The sequence below is a fragment of the Streptomyces sp. NPDC060031 genome (assembly GCF_042736805.1).
GTDB lineage: Bacteria > Actinomycetota > Actinomycetes > Streptomycetales > Streptomycetaceae > Streptomyces.
Genome location: NZ_JBHWVM010000076.1, coordinates 1 through 16,656, shown reverse-complemented (window position 1 = coordinate 16,656; position 16,656 = coordinate 1). Strand labels below are relative to the sequence as shown.

16 protein-coding genes are annotated in these 16,656 nt (G+C 73.6%); 9 read left to right on the top strand and 7 right to left on the bottom strand.

Annotated elements, in window-relative coordinates; translation table 11 throughout:
- The first annotated feature begins 201 nt into the window (after positions 1-201).
- Positions 202-2,964, top strand: a complete 2,763-nt coding sequence (locus ACFWB8_RS27740) for an AAA family ATPase (RefSeq protein WP_385232732.1) — start codon at positions 202-204, stop codon at positions 2,962-2,964.
- A gap of 3 nt (positions 2,965-2,967) precedes the next feature.
- Here the strand turns inward: ACFWB8_RS27740 and ACFWB8_RS27735 are convergent, their stop codons facing one another.
- From ACFWB8_RS27735 to ACFWB8_RS27725, 3 genes are all read right to left on the bottom strand, one after another.
- Positions 2,968-3,891, bottom strand: a complete 924-nt coding sequence (locus ACFWB8_RS27735; protein ID WP_385232729.1) for a glycoside hydrolase family 19 protein — start codon at positions 3,889-3,891, stop codon at positions 2,968-2,970.
- Between the two features lie 184 nt (positions 3,892-4,075).
- Positions 4,076-4,489 carry a rodlin gene (locus tag ACFWB8_RS27730; protein ID WP_385232726.1) on the bottom strand — a complete coding sequence of 138 codons (414 nt, stop codon included), beginning with the start codon at positions 4,487-4,489 and terminating at the stop codon, positions 4,076-4,078.
- Positions 4,490-4,742: 253 nt separating this feature from the next.
- Positions 4,743-4,937, bottom strand: a complete 195-nt coding sequence (locus ACFWB8_RS27725) for a DUF5302 family protein (RefSeq protein WP_385232723.1) — start codon at positions 4,935-4,937, stop codon at positions 4,743-4,745.
- A gap of 143 nt (positions 4,938-5,080) precedes the next feature.
- On the opposite strand from ACFWB8_RS27725, the gene ACFWB8_RS27720 reads away from it, so the two are divergent.
- Entirely contained in the window at positions 5,081-5,467 is a 387-nt protein-coding gene (locus tag ACFWB8_RS27720; RefSeq protein WP_385232720.1) for a hypothetical protein, read from the top strand.
- A 61-nt stretch (positions 5,468-5,528) separates the two neighbouring features.
- On the opposite strand, the gene ACFWB8_RS27715 is transcribed toward ACFWB8_RS27720, so the two are convergent.
- Positions 5,529-5,969: a MarR family winged helix-turn-helix transcriptional regulator gene (locus tag ACFWB8_RS27715; RefSeq protein WP_385232717.1), complete on the bottom strand. Its 441-nt coding sequence runs from the start codon at positions 5,967-5,969 to the stop codon at positions 5,529-5,531.
- A gap of 137 nt (positions 5,970-6,106) precedes the next feature.
- On the opposite strand from ACFWB8_RS27715, the gene ACFWB8_RS27710 reads away from it, so the two are divergent.
- The 4 genes from ACFWB8_RS27710 (at position 6,107) to ACFWB8_RS27695 (ending at position 11,170) form a co-directional block, all read left to right on the top strand.
- On the top strand, positions 6,107-7,624 hold the full coding sequence (locus ACFWB8_RS27710) for an MFS transporter (protein WP_385232714.1): 1,518 nt from the start codon (positions 6,107-6,109) through the stop codon (positions 7,622-7,624).
- Positions 7,625-7,952: 328 nt separating this feature from the next.
- Complete coding sequence (locus tag ACFWB8_RS27705) at positions 7,953-9,497, top strand: aldehyde dehydrogenase family protein (RefSeq protein ID WP_385232711.1); 1,545 nt, start codon at positions 7,953-7,955, stop codon at positions 9,495-9,497.
- 57 nt (positions 9,498-9,554) lie between these two features.
- Positions 9,555-10,481 (top strand): MerR family transcriptional regulator, encoded by a 927-nt coding sequence (locus ACFWB8_RS27700; RefSeq protein WP_385232795.1) that lies wholly within the window; start codon positions 9,555-9,557, stop codon positions 10,479-10,481.
- 86 nt (positions 10,482-10,567) lie between these two features.
- Positions 10,568-11,170 (top strand): HutD family protein, encoded by a 603-nt coding sequence (locus ACFWB8_RS27695; protein ID WP_385232708.1) that lies wholly within the window; start codon positions 10,568-10,570, stop codon positions 11,168-11,170.
- On the opposite strand, the gene ACFWB8_RS27690 is transcribed toward ACFWB8_RS27695, so the two are convergent.
- Positions 11,149-12,279 (bottom strand): FAD-dependent oxidoreductase, encoded by a 1,131-nt coding sequence (locus ACFWB8_RS27690; RefSeq protein WP_385232705.1) that lies wholly within the window; start codon positions 12,277-12,279, stop codon positions 11,149-11,151. The two genes, ACFWB8_RS27695 and ACFWB8_RS27690, sit on opposite strands and share 22 nt — an antisense overlap.
- Positions 12,280-12,359: 80 nt before the next feature.
- Between ACFWB8_RS27690 and ACFWB8_RS27685 the strand changes: the two genes are divergently transcribed.
- Positions 12,360-12,965, top strand: a complete 606-nt coding sequence (locus ACFWB8_RS27685) for a TetR/AcrR family transcriptional regulator (RefSeq protein WP_385232703.1) — start codon at positions 12,360-12,362, stop codon at positions 12,963-12,965.
- A 12-nt stretch (positions 12,966-12,977) separates the two neighbouring features.
- Here the strand turns inward: ACFWB8_RS27685 and ACFWB8_RS27680 are convergent, their stop codons facing one another.
- Positions 12,978-14,810, bottom strand: a complete 1,833-nt coding sequence (locus tag ACFWB8_RS27680) for a galactose oxidase-like domain-containing protein (RefSeq protein ID WP_385232700.1) — start codon at positions 14,808-14,810, stop codon at positions 12,978-12,980.
- A 217-nt stretch (positions 14,811-15,027) separates the two neighbouring features.
- On the opposite strand from ACFWB8_RS27680, the gene ACFWB8_RS27675 reads away from it, so the two are divergent.
- Positions 15,028-15,687: a DUF4360 domain-containing protein gene (locus ACFWB8_RS27675; RefSeq protein WP_385232697.1), complete on the top strand. Its 660-nt coding sequence runs from the start codon at positions 15,028-15,030 to the stop codon at positions 15,685-15,687.
- Between the two features lie 49 nt (positions 15,688-15,736).
- Here the strand turns inward: ACFWB8_RS27675 and ACFWB8_RS27670 are convergent, their stop codons facing one another.
- On the bottom strand, positions 15,737-16,096 hold the full coding sequence (locus ACFWB8_RS27670; protein ID WP_385232694.1) for a DUF6204 family protein: 360 nt from the start codon (positions 16,094-16,096) through the stop codon (positions 15,737-15,739).
- Positions 16,097-16,356: 260 nt separating this feature from the next.
- Between ACFWB8_RS27670 and ACFWB8_RS27665 the strand changes: the two genes are divergently transcribed.
- On the top strand, positions 16,357-16,575 hold the full coding sequence (locus tag ACFWB8_RS27665) for an acyl-CoA carboxylase epsilon subunit (RefSeq protein ID WP_385232792.1): 219 nt from the start codon (positions 16,357-16,359) through the stop codon (positions 16,573-16,575).
- Positions 16,576-16,656: the final 81 nt, after the last annotated feature.

The window sequence follows — 16,656 nt, the reverse complement described above, 5'->3', positions numbered from 1 at the left end:
CCTGACGGGCCGATAGTACGGACCAAATGAGCCCGCGGACCTGCTGATACACCTCGTATCGGCAGGTCCGCCGGGTTTTCCCGTCACGTGACTGATTTCTGCGTCACAATCCGGGCCCGCCGGGCATCCGACCTCGTATTGTCGCGTCTCACAAGAAGGGCACAGGACTGGAGCTGGAGACCGAGAGGCTGGTGGCTGTGCGTGGTGGCGGCGACGGGGCACGCTGACACGACCGTCGGACACGGTGAGCTGGTCAGGCAGGTCGACCGCGCACTGACCGGGCACGGGCGGGCCCTGCTCACCGGCCCCGCCGGAGCGGGCAAGAGCGAGGTGGTACGGGCCCTCGCGGCCGCCGCCGAAGCCCGTAACGACAGCGTGCTGCGCCTCGCCCCCGAAGCCGCCGACCGGTGGATTCCGGAAGCCTCCGCCGCCGCCCTGCTCGCCTCCGTCCCCGCCGCCGCGCTGGAGCGGCTCTCCGGCCCCCAGCGCACCGCCATCGCGCTCCTGCGCCGCGAGACGGACGCGCCCCGCGCCGGCCGCGACCACGTCGCGCTGCGCCTGGCCGTCGTCGAGGTGCTGCGCGCCCTCGCCGTCCGCAGCCCCGTCCTGCTCGTCCTCGACAATGCCCAGTGGCTCGACGCCGAGAGCACCGACCTGCTCCGCTTCGCCCTGCGCCTGACCCCGCCGCGGGTACGGGTCCTCGTGGCCGAATGCGTCCAGGGCGGAGCCCCCGTCGCCGAGCCCCTCTGCGGCCCCGGCACCCCCGAGATCCGCGTCCCCCCGCTCGGCGCCGACGAAGTGGCCGAACTGCTCGTCCGCCGGGGCCTCCCGGCCCGCCTCGCCGGCCGGATCCACCAGGCCAGCGGAGGCAACCCCCGCCTCGCGCTCGCCCTCGGCCATTCCCTCGCCGAAGCCGCCGGGGCCCGCGACGGCGGCGCCCACCACGCCGACCCGCTGCCCGTCTCCGGCCAGGCCCGCGAGGTCGCACGCCGGCTCCTGGCCGCGGTGCCCGTCGAGGTCCGCCGCACCCTGCTGCTCGCCGCGCTCGCCGCCCGCCCCACCACCGCCCTGCTGCGCCGGGCCGGCCGCCCGCACGCCGAAGCCGAACTCACCGTGGCCGAACGGGCCGCGATCGTCACCGTGGGCGAGGACGGCGCGGTCGCCTTCTCGGCCGGCGCGCTGCCCACCGCGCTGGCCGCCGACGCCGGCTGGCCCGAACGCGCCTCCGGGCACGCCGCCTTGGCCGCCGCCGTCGCCGATCCCGTGCAGGCCGTACGCCACCGCGCGCTGGCGGTGGACACCCCCGACCAGTGGCTCGCCGCCGAGATAGCCGACGCCGCCGCGGCCTGCCGCCGCCGCGGCCAGCGGGCCCTCGCCGCCGAACTGGGCCTGCTCGCCGCCGACCGCACCCCCTCGCACCTGCAGGGGGAGTCGCTGGCCCGGCTCGTCGCCGCCGCCGAAGACGCGGGCTGGGCCGGCCGCGCCGACCTGGCCCGCCGCGCGACCCGCGCCGTGCTGGCCCGCGACTCCTCGCCCGCCGACCGGGTCCGGGCCCGGCTCGCCGTCATCGACGCCGCAGGTCAAGCCCTCGCCGACCTCGACGAGACCTTCGCCTACGCCATGGCCGACGCCGAGGGCGACCCCGCGCTGCAGGCCGCCGTACGGCTGCGCACCGCCTGGAAGCACAACCTCAGCGACGGCGACCCCGTCCGCTCCCGCGACGCCGCCGCCGAGGCCGGAGCCCTGGCCGCGGCCGGCGGCGACCAGGTGGCCGAAGCCATGGCCCTGACCGTACGGGCCCGGATGGGCCGCATCCTCGGGGACCCGGACGCCGAGGAGATCCTCGCCGAGGCCCTCGCGCTGCCCGCCCCCGAGGTGCCGCTCGGCATGCGCAACGCGCCGCAGTACCTCGCCGTACGCCACGCCCTCTTCGACGACCGCCTGGGCGACGCCCGAAGACAGCTGCTGGGCCTGCTGCCCGCCGTCCAGCGCACCGGCTCGGCCGAGGACGTCTTCGAGGTGCTGCGCAGCCTCACCGAGGTCGAGCTGCGCCGCGGCAGGTGCACGACCGCCTCCGCGCACGCCCGCCGCGCCCTGCAGCTGACCATCGAGGCGGGCCTGTCACCCGGCCCCGCGTGGTACGTCGCCGCGATGGCCGAGGCCACGGGCGGCAGTTTCGCGCGGGCCGCCGGATACGCCCGGCGCGGCATCCAGGCCTCCGAGGAGGAACGCGACCAGGTCTTCCTCTCGCGCAGCCTCTACGCCCTCGGCCTGGTCGAGCTGGCCACGGGCGAGGCCGCGAAAGCCGTGGCCACCCTGCGCCGGGTCGCCGAACTGGAGGCCGCCCAGCAGGTCGTGGACCCCTCGATCCTGCGCTGGCACGGAGAGCTGGCCGAGGCCCTGGTCGCCGCGGACGCCCCCGACGAGGCCGCCGAGCTGCTCGATCCGGTCCGCGCGAGCGCACTCGCGCTGGGCCGCACCAGCGTGGTCGCCGCCCTCGACCGGGCCCGCGGCCTGTGCCTTTCGGCGCGCGGCGAGGCCGAGCCGGCGGTCGGCCTGCTCCAGGCGACCGAGCGCCGGTTCGCCGAGCTCCAGCTCCCGCTGGAGCGGGCCCGTACGCTCCTCGCGCTCGCCCGCGTGGAGCGCCGCCGCCGGCGGCGCGCGCCCGCCCGGGACGCGCTGCGGGCGGCGGCCGAGGCCTTCGCCCAGGCGGGGGCGCACCCCTGGGCGGAACTGGCCCGGGATCCGTCCCCCGCCGAGGCGGGCAGCCCGCACGCCCTGGCCGCCCTGACGGAGGCGGAAACCCGGCTGGCGCTCCTGGTGGCCGACGGGGCCAGCAACCAGGAGGCGGCCGCGAAGCTGTTCGTCAGCGTCAAGACCGTGGAGGCCCGGCTGACCCGGATCTACCAGAAGCTCGACGTGCGCTCCCGGGCCCAGCTGGCCACCACGCTGCGCATCCGCTGACGGTCAGCAGGTGAGGTTGTTCCCGGGCGTCACACCGAGGATCTGCGTGAAGCTCTGGTAGGCGTTCACCCGGCTCTGCACCTGGGCGGGGTTGCCGCCGTTGCACTCGAGCGAGCCGTTGATGGAGCGGATGGTCTCGCCGAAGCCCGCGCCGTTCACCATCGCCGCGTGGGCGGTCATGGTGCCCGGCCCGTTCTGCGTGTTCCAGTACCACAGGGCCGTCTTCATGGCGATGGCCGGATCCTGCTCCACGAGGTACGGGTTGGCGAGGAGGTTGATGCCGAGCGCGTCGCCCGCCGCCTTGTAGTTGAAGTTCCAGCTCAGCTGGATCGGGCCGCGCCCGTAGTAGGCGGCCTGTCCGGCCGGACAGCCGTACGGCTGGCTCGCGTCGCAGTAGTGGGGGTAGTTCGCGGTGTTCTGCTCCACGATGTGGACCAGGCCGCCGGTCTCGTGCGAGACGTTCGCGAGGAAGGCGGCCGCCTCGCGCCGCTTGACGGTGTCGTCGCCGGTGTGGGCGAAGCCGGGGTACGCCGACAGGGCCGCGACCAGACCGTTGTAAGTGTAGAAGGGGTTCCGGTTCGGGAACATCTGGTTGAACTGGGCCTCGCTGACCACGAATCCCGACGGATCGCCGGTGCCGGGGTCCGGGTCCTGGCCTCCGCCGCCACCGCAGGCGCCCTGGTCGGACCAGACGCCCCACTGGCCGGTGGTGCCGGGCGTCTCGCCCTGGGTCCACCACTTGGCCTGCCAGTTGTGGCCGCCGTACGAGGTGCTCATCCCGTTCGTGTACACGGCCGAGGAGGCCCAGGCGCCGGCGCATGCCGGGGCCGCGGCGGCGGGCGAGGCGGGGAGGGTGAGGGCGAGTCCGGCGGTGACGGCCGCGGCGGCGGCCAGGGAGAGGGCACGGCGGCGTAGCGCACGCATCATGGAACTGCTCCTTGAGTGGGGGGAGTTGCCGTGGGGGAGGCGCTCACCGCCACTCAAGCGAAGATGGTCTGGACCTGTCAAGGTCTAGACCAAGCGTCCTTTCCTCGTGGATGCGCGAACGCACCGGCGCCGGTGCGGTGCCCGAAGGCTTCGCACCGGCGCCGGTGTGGTGTGCGGCGGCAGATCAGCTGCCGGCGGAGAGGTTGCCCGAGAGGACCGGGATGTTGCTGAGGATGTGCGAGGCGGAGTCGTCGCCCTTGGCCTGCGTGGAGTTCTCGGCGCACTGCTGGTTCTGCGGGTTGGCGAGGACGTTGATGTCCTGGACGCCGATGTTGGCGATCACGGCGAAGAGCGACTGGGCGTTCACCTTCGCGGGAAGGCCGACGCAGAGCTTGTTCAGCGAGCCCTGGACGGCGCTCATCTGCGGGCTCATCGCGCCCTTGGTCTCCTGGTTGCCGTAGATCTGTGAGGCTTGGTTGCCGTTCACGGTGGTCACGCCGTTGTCGTTGCCGATCGCCATCGCCGGGGCGGCTGCGGCGGCACCGGCGCCCAGAACGGCGGCGGTGGTGGCTGCGGTGGCCATGAACTTCTTGAGCATGTGGGGGATTCCTTCGGTCGCACGGTCGCAATGGGATGGCTGCCCTCGGCGGGACGGGCTGCTCAACTCCCGTGAGCGCCGGGGGGTTATCACCCGTCACCCGAGTAGTCGATCGGTACACTCCCCCGGGGAGCCCGATCATCGGCCGGTTGACCCGGTGTGCGACCTGGGAGCCGCCCTCGACCGGATCCGACCCGTGAACGTCCGGTCGGTGATCCCGTCGAGGCCGGCTGCTGCGATCCCGCGACCGCGGTCAGCCGGTCTTGCGGCGGACCTTCTTGTTCTTGCCGCCGGGGCCGTTGCCGCCCTGGCCCTGGATCTTGGCCCGGCTCTGGTGGGACTGCTGCGACTGGGCATTGCGGGCGTTGCGCTCCAGGGCCTCCTTGAACTTGCGCTTGGCCTCGTCGGCCGGCGACTCGTTCTGCGGGGTGTCCGTCTCTTCTGCCATGGTGTGTCCTCCTGGATCGGTCTGAAGCCGTTTCAGTCTGTCAGGTGGCGTTCCCCCTGGCCAGCGGCTTCCACGGGAGCCCCGACGGGGCGGGTGCGGCGGATCGGCTGTACCGTGCGCGCGGCGCCGATACCGTGGCGGCCATGAGTGCCGATGAGCTGAGCCCCGAGGACGTCTGGCCGGTGCCTCCGTCCTGGATGTTCGGCTGCACCACCTGCGCCCGCCTCTACCGTTCGATGCGGGAGATCCAGGACGCCATGGCGGAGCTGTTCCTCACGGGGGAGCGGGGGGTGGACTGGGACCCCATGGACAGCGGCCCCGGCTCCCGGATCCGGCTCGCCCGCCACATGGCCGCCGAGCACCTGGGCCTGCTCCCCGACTGGGCGCCGGGGTGTGAGCGCTGCGGCGACCACCGGCTCCGCCTGGCCCGCAGTGCCAAGACCGAGCTCTCGGCCAGCGCCGCCCTGGTGGCCGCGGAGCACCGGGCCGCGCACCTGTTCGTACCGCCGCGCGGACTCGGACTCGTATAGCCCGTCGGGCCCGTCGGGCCCGTAGGGCGGTCCCCTTTGTGCGTGTGCCCTGGTCGGGCGGTCAGGCGTCCTTCTCCATCGCCGGGCGCAGGCGCTCCAGCAGGGCGTAGAGGGTCGCGCTCTCCGCCTCGTCCAGGATGTCGAGGGCGCCGTGCGTGGCCTGCATCTCGGCGCGCACGCGGCGGATCACCTCGCGGCCCGCTTCGGTCGCCACGACGTTCTTGACGCGCCGGTCGGAGGGGTCCGCCTCGCGGCGCACCAGGTCGCGGGCCTCCAGGCGGTCGACGATGCCCGTGACGTTCGAGGCGTCGCACACCAGCAGGGTGGCGAGGCCGCGCATGGGCAGCGGGCCGTTGAGCTGGGCGAGGACCCTGGCCTGCGTGGAGGTGAGGCCGTGGTGGGCCGCGGCGGCCGCGAAGTCGCGCCACTGGGCCGTGCCGATGGCGGCGAGCAGCTCCAGGAGCTCCAGCTTGGTGGGGGCGTAGGGGGTGGTGGCGCTCATGCTCGAAGCGTACTCAAGGTGTTTGACATTATCAACCTTTTACTTGACCACCTTAACTATTGAGAAGTACCGTCTGTGGAGTTACTTGATGACATCAAACATCTGTGATCTGAAGCACTAAGAAGGTCCTCCCTGCCATGAGTCCCACCTCCTCCGCCACCCCGGACACCGGCACCAGGAACGAGACGGTCATCGTCTTCGCCCTGAGCCTGGCCGCCATGGTCGTGTCGATGATGCAGACCCTGCCCGTCCCGATCCTGGGCCTGATCCGCAACGACCTCGGCACCACCACCGCCAACGTCAGCTGGGTGACCACCGCCACCCTGCTGTCCGCGGCCGTCTTCACCCCGCTGCTCGGCCGGTTCGGCGACCAGCACGGCAAGAAGCCGACGCTGGTGGCCGTGCTCGGCGTCATGGTGGCGGGCTCGGTCGTCGCCGCGCTGGCTTCCTCGCTGCCGCTGCTGATCCTCGGCCGAGTGCTCCAGGGAGCCGCCACCGCGATCTTCCCGCTGGCCCTGTCCGTACTGCGCGAAGAGGTCCGCCCGCAGAAGCTCCCCGGTGCGATGGCCCTGGTCAGCGGCACGCTCGCGTTCGGCAGCGGCCTCGCGCTCGTCGCCACCGGCCTGCTGACCTCCGGCGCCGACGCCGACTACCGCAACGCCTTCTGGATGGCGACGGGCTTCGCGGTCCTCGCGCTGCTCGCCGTCCTCTTCCTGGTCCCCGCGACCCGCCACAAGACCGGCGGCCGCACCGACTTCCTCGGCGCGCTGACCCTCGGCATCGCCCTCCTGCTGCTCCTGCTGCCCATCTCCCAGGGCCACGAGTGGGGCTGGGCCTCCGGCCGTACGCTGGGCAGCTTCGCCGGCGCCGCCGTCATGACGGCCGTCTGGGTGCTGACCGAGCTCAAGGTCCGCGAACCCCTCGTCGACATGCGGATGTTCATCCACCGCCCGGTGCTCATGGCGAACCTGGCCGGCATCCTCGTCGGCTTCGGCATGTTCGCGAACTTCCTGGGCGTCTCCTACCTCGTCCAGATGCCCGAGGCGCTGACCGGCTACGGCTTCGACGCCTCGATCCTGCGCGCCTCCGTTGAGTTCCTGCTGCCCGGCGCGATCGTCTCGCTCCTCGCCTCGCCCATCGGCGGCCAGCTCGTACGCCACCGCGGCCCGCGCGTCGCGCTGGCCCTGGCCGCCGCGCTCGGCGCCGCGGGCTTCGGATGGCTCGCGCTGGACCACGGCCACAGCGCCTCGGTGATCGGCGCCGGCCTGATCGTTGGCGCGGCCGTCAGCTTCGGCTACGCCGCCATGCCCGCCGTGATCATGGCCAGCGTCCCGCACCACCAGAGCGGCATCGCGAACGGCATCAACTCGATCTCCCGCTCCACCGGCAGTGCGATCGGCAGCGCCGTGGTCACCACCATCCTGGCGTCCAAGACGATCGAGCACCTGCCGGCGGGAGTTCCCGCGCTGCCCGCCGAATCCGGGTTCACCCTCACTTTCGCCATCGGGGCCATCGCCTTCGGCCTGGTCGCGGTGATCAGCGGCATCGGCCTGCGCGGACAGCACGGGCCCCGGATCGTCGAGGCGAGCCCGCAGCCGAAGCCGGCCGAGGCGGCGGCAGCCGCCGAGGCACCCGGCAAGGTCGACGCGGTCTGAGCTGACCCGCCCCCCCCGCGTGCGCGCGGCAAAAGGGCCCGCCGGCGCGGGGGACACACCCCGCCGGACCGGGCCCCGCCGCCGTGTTCGCGGGCGGGCGCCCGCGTCAGGAAGGCGGCCGGGGTGGTCGTCGGGTCCCCGGACCCGGACGGCCCGGCTGGTGCTCAAGTGACTTGCCGTCGAGAGGTGAGAGCGTTCATGCCGCCCGGCCGTACTTACGGTCGGGCCACGCGACGTTCTAGCCTCGTCAGTACGGGCCGCCCGTGCGCGGGCGGCCCCACCGCGAGCCACCTCATGCCCCGCCCACCCACTGAGCGGAGAACCACAGATGGCACACCCCACCCTCGCCCTCAAGCCCGGCACGGCATGGTCCGACGTCTGGCAGCGGGCCCTGGCCGTGGCCCCCGAGGCCTTCCACGAGGACCGCGTCCTGAACCTCTGGGGCGGCACCTGGCAGTCCGACGGCCGCTCCCTGCCCGCCACCAGCCCCGTCGACGGCAGCCCCATCGCGGGCCCGCCGCGCCTGGACGCCGCCGCGGCCACCCGGGCCGTACGGGCGAGCCTGGACCAGCACCGCGCCTGGCGGCACGTCCCGCTGCCCGAGCGCCGCTCCCGCGTCGGCGCCGCCCTCGACGCGCTGACCGAGCACCGGGAGCTGCTCTCCCTCCTGCTGGTCTGGGAGATCGGCAAGCCCTGGCGCCTGGCCCAGGCCGATGTCGACCGCGCCATCGAGGGCGTGCGCTGGTACGTGGAGAACATCGAGACCATGCTGGAGGGCCGGACCCCGCTCGACGGCCCCGTCTCCAACATCGCCAGCTGGAACTACCCCATGTCGGTGTTGGTCCACGCCATGCTCGTGCAGGCCCTCGCGGGCAACGCCGTCATCGCGAAGACCCCGACCGACGGCGGCCTCGCCTGCCTCACCCTCGCCTGCGCGCTGATCCGCCGCGAGTCCATCCCCGTGACCCTGGTCAGCGGCAGCGGGAGCGAGCTCTCCGAGGCCCTCGTCCGTTCGCCCGAGATCGGCTGCGTCTCCTTCGTCGGCGGCCGCGACACCGGCGCGCGCATCGCCACCGCCGTCACCGACCTGGGCAAGCGCCACATCCTCGAACAAGAGGGCCTCAACACCTGGGGCATCTGGGAGCACACCGACTGGGACTCCCTGAGCGCCGTCATCCCCAAGCTCTTCGACTACGGCAAGCAGCGCTGCACCGCCTACCCCCGCTTCGTCGTGCAGCGCACCGCCTTCGACGCCTTCCTCGCGGCCTACCTCCCCGCCGTCGCGTCCATCCGTACGGGCCACCCCCTCGCGGTCGCGCACCCCGACGACGCCCTGCCCGAGCTGGACTTCGGCCCCCTCATCAACGCGGCCAAGGCCAAGGAGCTCACCGACCACGCCGCCGAGGCCGTCGAGCGCGGCGCCGTACCGCTCTTCCGCGGTTCCCTCGACCCGGCCCGGTTCCTGCCCGGCCAGGACACCTCCGCCTACGTGGCCCCGCTGACCCTGCTGAGCCCGCCGGCTTCCTCGCCCCTCTACCACGCGGAACCCTTCGGCCCCGTGGACACCATCGTCCTCGTGGACACCGAGGCCGAACTGCTGGCCGCCATGAACGCCTCCAACGGGGCGCTGGTCGCCACCCTCTCCACCGACGACCCGGCCACCTTCTCCCGCCTCGCCCCGCAGATCCGCGCCTTCAAGATCGGCCACGGCAAGCCCCGCTCGCGCGGCGACCGCGAAGAGCTCTTCGGCGGTTTCGGCGGCTCCTGGCGCGGCGCTTTCGTCGGCGGCGAGCTGCTGGTCCACGCGGTGACCAACGGCCCCGGGGGCGAACGGCTCCCGGGCAACTTCCCCGAGTACCAGCTGATGCCGTGACCCCGTCGGCCGACCCGGCTTGAGTCTCCCGTAGGGGGAGACGGCAGGGTGGTGGACATGAACGGCGACGCGCTCTACTCGATCGGGGACCTTGCCCGGCGCACCGGGCTGACGGTGAAGACCGTCCGCTTCTACTCCGATTCGGGGATCGTGCCGCCGACCGACCGCAGCCCCGCCGGCTACCGGCTCTACGACATCGACGCGCTGACCCGCCTCGACCTGGCCCGCACCCTGCGCGACCTCGGCCTCGATCTGGCCACCGTACGCAGGGTGCTGGACCGGGAGGCCTCCGTACCGGAGGTCGCGGCCGCCCACGCCGACGCCCTGGACGTGCAGATACGCACCCTGCGGCTGCGGCGGGCCGTGCTGCGGGCCGTGGCCCGGCGGGGCGCCACCCACCGGGAGACCGCCCTGATGCACCGACTCGCCAAACTCTCCGAGGACGAACGCCACCGCCTGGTGCACGAGTTCATCGACGACACCTTCGGTGATCTCGACGCCAACCCCGAGTTCGTCGCCATGATGCGCTCGGCCATGCCCGAACTCCCCGACGACCCCACCTCCGAACAGGCCGAGGCCTGGGTGGAACTCGCCGAGCTCTGCCAGGACCCGGACTTCCGGGCATCGGTCCGCCGGATGGCCGAGTTCCAGGCCGCCGACCGCTCCGGAGGCGACACCACCGGCCTCCACCACGACCTCACCGAAGCAGTCCGGGCACGCGTCGGGGAGGCCCTGGCCGCAGGAGTCCTGCCGGCCTCCGCCCTGGCGGCCCCCTTCACGGACTCGCTGACCGCGCTCTACGCCCACGCGTTCGAGCGCGCCGACGACGGGGACCTGCGCCGCTGGCTGCTGGCCCGCCTGGAAGTGGCCTCCGATCCGCGCGCCGAGCGGTACTGGCAGCTCCTGTCCGTGATCAACGGGTGGCCCGTACCGCCCGCCCTGGCCCCGGTGTTCACCTGGTTCACCGCAGCGCTGCGCACCTGAGGCGGCCGCCCGGGCGATGTGGCCGGGGCCGCCGGATAAGCTCGGCCGGGCCCGGGGACGTACCCGGGCCCGGAAGGGCGGGCGGTATGACCAGCGCGGACACGGTCCGGATCCTGCGGGCGGCCGACCGCCCGGCGGCCGGCTGGAAGAACGGCGGGGGAGTCACCCGGGAGATCGCCGCCTGGCCCGAGGGCGCGGGCATGGACGACTTCGCGTGGCGGGTCAGCCTCGCCGACGTCACCGCCGACGGGCCGTTCTCCGCCTTCCCCGGGGTCGACCGTACGCTCACCCTCGCCGAGGGTGCGGGCATGGACCTCGCGATCGAGGGCGTACGCCGCCTCGTGGACCGGCGCTACACGCCCCAGCGGTTCCCCGGCGACCGGAAGACCGACTGCCGGCTGCTCGACGGCCCGGTCGTGAACTTCAACGTGATGTACCGCAGGGACTCCGTGACGGCCGATAACGCCGTCGTCCGCGGCGACCTCCTGCTCGCCCTCCCGCCGGGCGGGACCCTGCTGGTCGTGGCCCTGGAGGGTGCGGCGCACCTCGACGACCACGACGCCGAACTGGGCCCGTACGACGCCGCCTTGGTCGCCGGTGCGCCGCTCTGCCGGGTACGGGTCCCGGGGCGCGCGGCGGTCGTGCGGTTCGGCCCCCGCGAGCGGACTCAGCCCACCGGCGCGCCGTAGGAGGCGAACATGTCGAGCAGCCCCTGCGGCGCGTCGGGGGCGAAGCACAGATCGAGGTTCCGCGCCGACTCGGCCGCGGCGGCCTCGGAGCGCGGGAACAGCGCCTCCTCGTAACCGGCGAGGGCGCGCTCCACGTCCCCGGGGTGGGCGACGAGCGCCAAGGCGAGCTCGGCTCCGTCGAGCATGGCGAGGTTGGCGCCCTCCCCGGCGAACGGGGACATCAGGTGCGCGGCGTCGCCGAGCAGCGTCACCCCGGCGGTGCGCGCCCAGCGGTGCCCGACGGGCAGCGCGTGGATCGGCCGGGACACGAGCGGGCCCACGCCGTCGGCGACCAGGGAGCGCAGCTCCTCGGCCCAGTCGGCGAAGTGCTCCAGGACCGCGGACTTGGTGACGGCGGCGCCGTCACCGGCCCAGTCGGCCGCGACGCGCAGCGCGGCGTACACGTGCAGGGCGCCGTCGCTCTCGCGGTGGGCCAGGAAGCCCTTGTCCTCGCCCAGCGCGAACAGCATTCCGCCGCCGACCAGGGCGGCGCCGCGGGGGTGACGGGCGTCGGCGTCCGGCAGGTGCGCCTCCACGAACGACAGCCCGCAGTACGCCGGCACGGCGTCCGAGACCAGCGGGCGGACCTTCGACCAGGCGCCGTCCGCGCCCACGAGCAGGTCCGCGGTGAAGGTGCCGCCGTCGGCCAGCGTCACCTCGTGGCGGCCGTCGGCGAGGGTGCGTACCCCGGCGGCCTTGGCACCCCAGCGGACCGCTCCGTCGGGCAGGGAGCCGAGCAGCAGGTCGCGCAGGGCGCCGCGGCTCACCTCCGGGCGGTCGCCGTCCTCGCCGTCGTCCTCGGAGCGGACGGTGGCGTGCCGGTCGAGGACGCGGGTGGCCTGCCCGCCGGGCAGGACGAGGCCGCGGAACTCCTCGTGGAGGCCCGCGGCGCGCAGGGCCCTCTGGCCGGAGCCCTCGTGGATGTCGAGCATGCCGCCCTGGGCGCGGGCGGTGGGCGAGGCGTCGAGGTCGTAGAGGACCGATTCGATCCCGTGCACGTGCAGCACGCGGGCGAGGGTCAGGCCGCCGAGTCCGGCGCCGACGATGGCGATGGGGTGGTGGGTGCTCATGCCTCCAGAAGAGCATAGTCATTCTGAAAGTGCAACCGATACAGTTTCGGAGTCGTTCCGGATGGATCTATGCTGGGCGTATGACACGGATGGACAAGGCGGCGGCGGAACCCGACGTCCCCGGGCGGCGCGAACGCAAGAAGGCAGCAACGCGCCGGGCCCTCGCCGACGCGGCCCTGCGGCTCTTCCTGGAGCGGGGCTTCGACCAGGTGAAGGTCGCCGAGATCGCCGAGGCCGCCGACACCGCCCTGGCCACCCTCTTCGTGCACTTCCCCGGCGGGAAGGAGGCGCTGATCCTCGAGGACGGCGCCGAACGGGAAGCCGCCCTGACGCGGGCGGTGCGGGAACGCCCGCAGGGGTGGTCCGTCCTGGAGGCCTTGCACCGGTTCCTCGCGTGCCGGGGCCCCTTCGCCCCCGACCGGGGCCCGGAGCACCGGCAGAAGATACGGCTCGTGATCGCCACCCCCGCACTGCGCGCATACGCCAGGTCCCTGTGGACCGGCTGCGAGGAGGCCCTGGCCCGGGTCATCGCCGAGGAGTGCGGACGCGATGCGGACGAGGTCTCGCTGCGCATCCTGGCCCGCTACGTCCTGGAGCTACCCGATCTCGCCGGCGCCCGGCCCGACCCCCGGGCAGCCCTGGACCTCGCCTTCGCCCACCTCAAGCGCGGCTGGCCCGGCATCTGACGGTGACCCGGGTCAGCGGAGGCCCAGCTTGATCCACTTCGCCGCGCTGGGGACGCCCTTCGCGTCGAGCAGGAACAGCATGTAGTACCCGGGAGGGGCGTCGGCCGCCGTCGCCGGTGTCCGCAGGCCGATCGTGCGGCCCCGTACCCCGGTGATCGGCAGCTCCAGGTGGCGCTGGCTGGTGTTCACCGAGTGGGTGACCGTGGTCGGCGCCAGCAGCACGGCTCGGGTGACCGTGGTGGCGGTGGAGCTCGTGACCTGGAAGGCGGTCCCGTGGGCGAGTTCGCCCGCGGGCGCCCCGTCGAGCACCGGCCGAGCGCCCCGGTGCAGGTAGGAGGGCTCGTACAGCTCGATGCTGCCGTCCATCCGGTCCTTGATGTCGGGGTCGTTGGCGATCTGCTGGAGCTCGTCCCCGGTGACCATCATCCGCCCGTCCGGCAGGACCAGGGCGTTGGAGTGGTACCCCCGGGGCAGCCGCTGCGCCGGCCCGAGCCGCCAGTGGCCCCGCTCGTCGCGCAGCTCGATCTGCCGGTACTTGAGATCGGCCTTCGGGTTGAACGGCCCGTACCCGTAATTGCGGGTGTCGAGGGCGCCGTTGACGGTCAGCAGCGTGCCGTCCGGCAGGATCAGGGTGTCGTCCTGCGTACGGCCGAAGGCCCGCGGCTCCTCGGTGGTCCACTTCCCGCCCGACAGCCGGTACGTATGCGGATCGCGCGGGTCGCCGCCGAGGACCAGCACGGAGTCGGGGCCGCGCGAGCCCGCGGGCAGCGGCACGGCGGACCCGTAGCCGCGGAAGTCGGCGGGCCGCCTGGGCAGATCCGTACGGGTCTGCTTGACCAGGTCGAAGAGCCACTGCTGGTCCGCGTCGCGCCCGAGGCCGTAGACCATGCCGTCGCGCAGCGAGAACAGGTGCGGATAGTCGTTGCGGAACGGCGCGTCGGCCCGGAACCGCTCCACGGGGACGTTCAGCGGGATGTCGTACCGTCCCCAGGGCACCGGCCGGCCGAGCGCCGGGAACCGCTCGACGACCGGGGTGGGCGTGCCCGTACCCCGCTCGGACTGGCCGGACACGATGAGCTGGCGCCCGTCCGGGCCGGTGACGACCGAGGGGTACCAGCGGCCGACCGACATGTCACGGTTGCGGTACCAGTTCTCGGTCCACGGGTCGAACACGAAGGAGAGCTTGGCTCCGCTGCCGCCCTTGCCGCCGACGTTGCCGCCGAACACCCCGAGCATGCCGTTGGGCAGGAAGGAGTGCCCGGCGCAGAAGAACGGCGCGGGGCGCGGGACGTACGTGCCGTCGGGCATCAGCACGATCGGCGGCGTGACCTTCTTGAACGCCCGCGCCCCGGTCCCCTTGGCCGGGTCCCACAGGTAGGCGCGGCCGGCGTTCGTCCTGCCGATCCGGTCGGTGGGCCCGGTCTCCTTGGTGGGGTCGACCTCCACGCGCTCGAAGGAGAAGAGCAGCACCTTGCCCGTGGGGAGCAGGGCGGTGTGCACGCCGAAGTCGGGGGAGGGGAAGTAGTCCGTGAACCGGCCGAACCGCGCGGCGTCGAAACCCGCGTTGGCCTCGCGCTGGGAGGTCCGCAGCGACTCCAGGCTCGTGGTGCGCTTCACCTGCGGATACTGCCCGGCGCCCTTGACCGCGAGCCGCAGCCCGGAGTGGGCCCGCGCGTGGTCCTCGCCGAGTACGAGGGACTCGCCGTCGCCGCCGCGGCGGCCGCTGCCGCCGTCGTGGGCGGGCGCGGCGGGCGCGGCTTGTGAGCCGTGAGCGGCCGAGGTGAGCAGGGCGACGGTGGCGATCACACTGGCGGACACCAGGGCGGACCGGTGCAGGCGGCGCATGGGGCTCCTCCCCGCAGGTCCTTCCTGCGAGTCGCCCATATTAGGAAATGACCACCCTTATTTCCGGTCCGACGCGGTCCGGTGCCGCGCGGCTGGGCCGTTCGGCGGTCCACCGCTCGCTGCCCGAACGTTTCTGCGGTGAATCCGCCCGGCCATCGGAGTGAGCCCGCGCACCCGGTCACGTCCCGGTCCGGCCGTGGGCGGCTTCCATGGCCGTGTGATCACATCGCTCCGTGCCGCGCTCAGCGCCGCCGCCGTGACCGGAACCCTCCTCAGCCTCGGCCTCGCCCCCTCGGCCGGGGCCACCACCCCCTCGGCGCCTTCTGACCAGGTGACCGTGGACGTCGCCAGCGTCAACGGCTCGGGCTGCCGTCCCGGCAGCGCCACCGTCGCCGTATCCCCGGACAACTCCGCCTTCACGGTCACCTACAGCGAGTACGTGGCCGCCGCCGGCGGGGGCGCCCCCGCGGTCGAAGGCCGCAAGAACTGCCTGCTCTCCCTGCTCGTCCACGTCCCGCAGGGCTACACGTACGCGGTGGCCCAGGTCGACTACCGCGGCTTCGGCAGCCTGCAGGACGGCGCGATCGGTACGCAGAAGGCCAGCTACTACTTCCAGGGCATGAGCCGGACCGCGTACCGCACCCACAAGTTCAACGGTGAGCTCGAGGACAACTGGCAGGCCACCGACACCACGGGGATCGAGGCCCTCGTCTTCGCGCCCTGCGGCGCGCAGCGCAACTTCAACATCAACACCGAGCTGCGCGCCGAGGTCGGAGCCTCCGACCCGGCGAAGACCAGCTACATGGCGCTCGACTCCACCGACGGCAGCATCAACAGCGTGTACCACTTCTCCTGGAAGCGGTGCCCGGCCCGCTGAGCCGCCCGCCTACCCCGCGTACCCTGACGGCGCCCCCGCGGGGGCGCCGTCAGGCGTTCCCGCGGGCCGCGGCCTGCCGCTGGCGCTTGCTCTGCGGAGCCAGGGAGAGGTCCTGCGCCTGGGACGTGAGCCGCTTGAAGCCGTACCCGCGCTCGGTCAGCCAGCTCTCCGCCGCGAGCTCGGCGCGGGCCGTGGCGTCCAGGATGTCCTCCTCCGCCTCACCCGCATCGAGGAAGCGGAAGGTGAAGAACGGCCGCGCGGCCAGGTCGTACGTGAGGTCCCCCTCGGGAGTGAACCCGGCGCGCAGCATGTCGTGCTCGGGCGCGACGGCGAGCAGCTCACCGCGCTGTTCGTCGGTGAGCCCGTCGAAGGAGCCGCGGACGGTGATGCGGAAGGTGCGGGTGCTCATCCCCGCACCCTAGGCCGCCGCGGGCGGAGCGCGCACCGGGATTTCCGCGGGCGCGCACCACTCCGACGGCCCAACGCCCCCGCCCCGGGCGCGGCCCCGGCCCGGACGCCGGAGCAGGCCTGTGACCTGGGCAGAAGCCCCGCCCGAAGCCGATCGCCCGGCATGCCGGGGGCCGGGCCCGCTTGTAGCGTCGGCTGCGTCCGGAGTCCTGGTGACCCGACGAGGACCCGTGCGACCTCCCCGGAGGAGAAGCCGTGTCGATGCCCAAGGATGTCCCCGACGCCCCCGTGGCCAGCCTGCTCCGTGTGGAGAGGGGACTGGCCGCGCCCGAGGAACTCGCCGCCGTCGCGGTCGTCGTCGCCTGCGTCGCCCGCCGCATCGCCGGCGCTCCGGCCCGCCGCGCGCACACCGCCCCCCGCCGCTCCCGGCGCCCGCACGTGAACGCGGGCTGCTGGGCGGGCTGCTGGGCCTGCCGCTGAACGCCTGCCCCCGAACACCTGTCCCCGAACGCCTGCCGAACGCCCGCCGCTGAACGCACCCGCCCGTCGGCCGCACTCGCG

Excerpts from the sequence above, each read along its gene's own strand:
- ACFWB8_RS27735 (WP_385232729.1), bottom strand. The coding sequence starts at position 3,891 with ATGATGCGTGCGCTACGCCGCCGTGCCCTCTCCCTGGCCGCCGCCGCG.
- ACFWB8_RS27680 (WP_385232700.1), bottom strand. The coding sequence starts at position 14,810 with ATGCGCCGCCTGCACCGGTCCGCCCTGGTGTCCGCCAGTGTGATCGCC.
- ACFWB8_RS27695 (WP_385232708.1), top strand. The coding sequence starts at position 10,568 with ATGACCAGCGCGGACACGGTCCGGATCCTGCGGGCGGCCGACCGCCCG.
- ACFWB8_RS27665 (WP_385232792.1), top strand. The coding sequence starts at position 16,357 with ATGCCCAAGGATGTCCCCGACGCCCCCGTGGCCAGCCTGCTCCGTGTG.
- ACFWB8_RS27720 (WP_385232720.1), top strand. The coding sequence starts at position 5,081 with ATGAGTGCCGATGAGCTGAGCCCCGAGGACGTCTGGCCGGTGCCTCCG.
- ACFWB8_RS27705 (WP_385232711.1), top strand. The coding sequence starts at position 7,953 with ATGGCACACCCCACCCTCGCCCTCAAGCCCGGCACGGCATGGTCCGAC.
- ACFWB8_RS27670 (WP_385232694.1), bottom strand. The coding sequence starts at position 16,096 with ATGAGCACCCGCACCTTCCGCATCACCGTCCGCGGCTCCTTCGACGGG.
- ACFWB8_RS27710 (WP_385232714.1), top strand. The coding sequence starts at position 6,107 with ATGAGTCCCACCTCCTCCGCCACCCCGGACACCGGCACCAGGAACGAG.
- ACFWB8_RS27725 (WP_385232723.1), bottom strand. The coding sequence starts at position 4,937 with ATGGCAGAAGAGACGGACACCCCGCAGAACGAGTCGCCGGCCGACGAG.
- ACFWB8_RS27700 (WP_385232795.1), top strand. The coding sequence starts at position 9,555 with ATGAACGGCGACGCGCTCTACTCGATCGGGGACCTTGCCCGGCGCACC.
- ACFWB8_RS27730 (WP_385232726.1), bottom strand. The coding sequence starts at position 4,489 with ATGCTCAAGAAGTTCATGGCCACCGCAGCCACCACCGCCGCCGTTCTG.
- ACFWB8_RS27715 (WP_385232717.1), bottom strand. The coding sequence starts at position 5,969 with ATGAGCGCCACCACCCCCTACGCCCCCACCAAGCTGGAGCTCCTGGAG.
- ACFWB8_RS27685 (WP_385232703.1), top strand. The coding sequence starts at position 12,360 with ATGACACGGATGGACAAGGCGGCGGCGGAACCCGACGTCCCCGGGCGG.
- ACFWB8_RS27690 (WP_385232705.1), bottom strand. The coding sequence starts at position 12,279 with ATGAGCACCCACCACCCCATCGCCATCGTCGGCGCCGGACTCGGCGGC.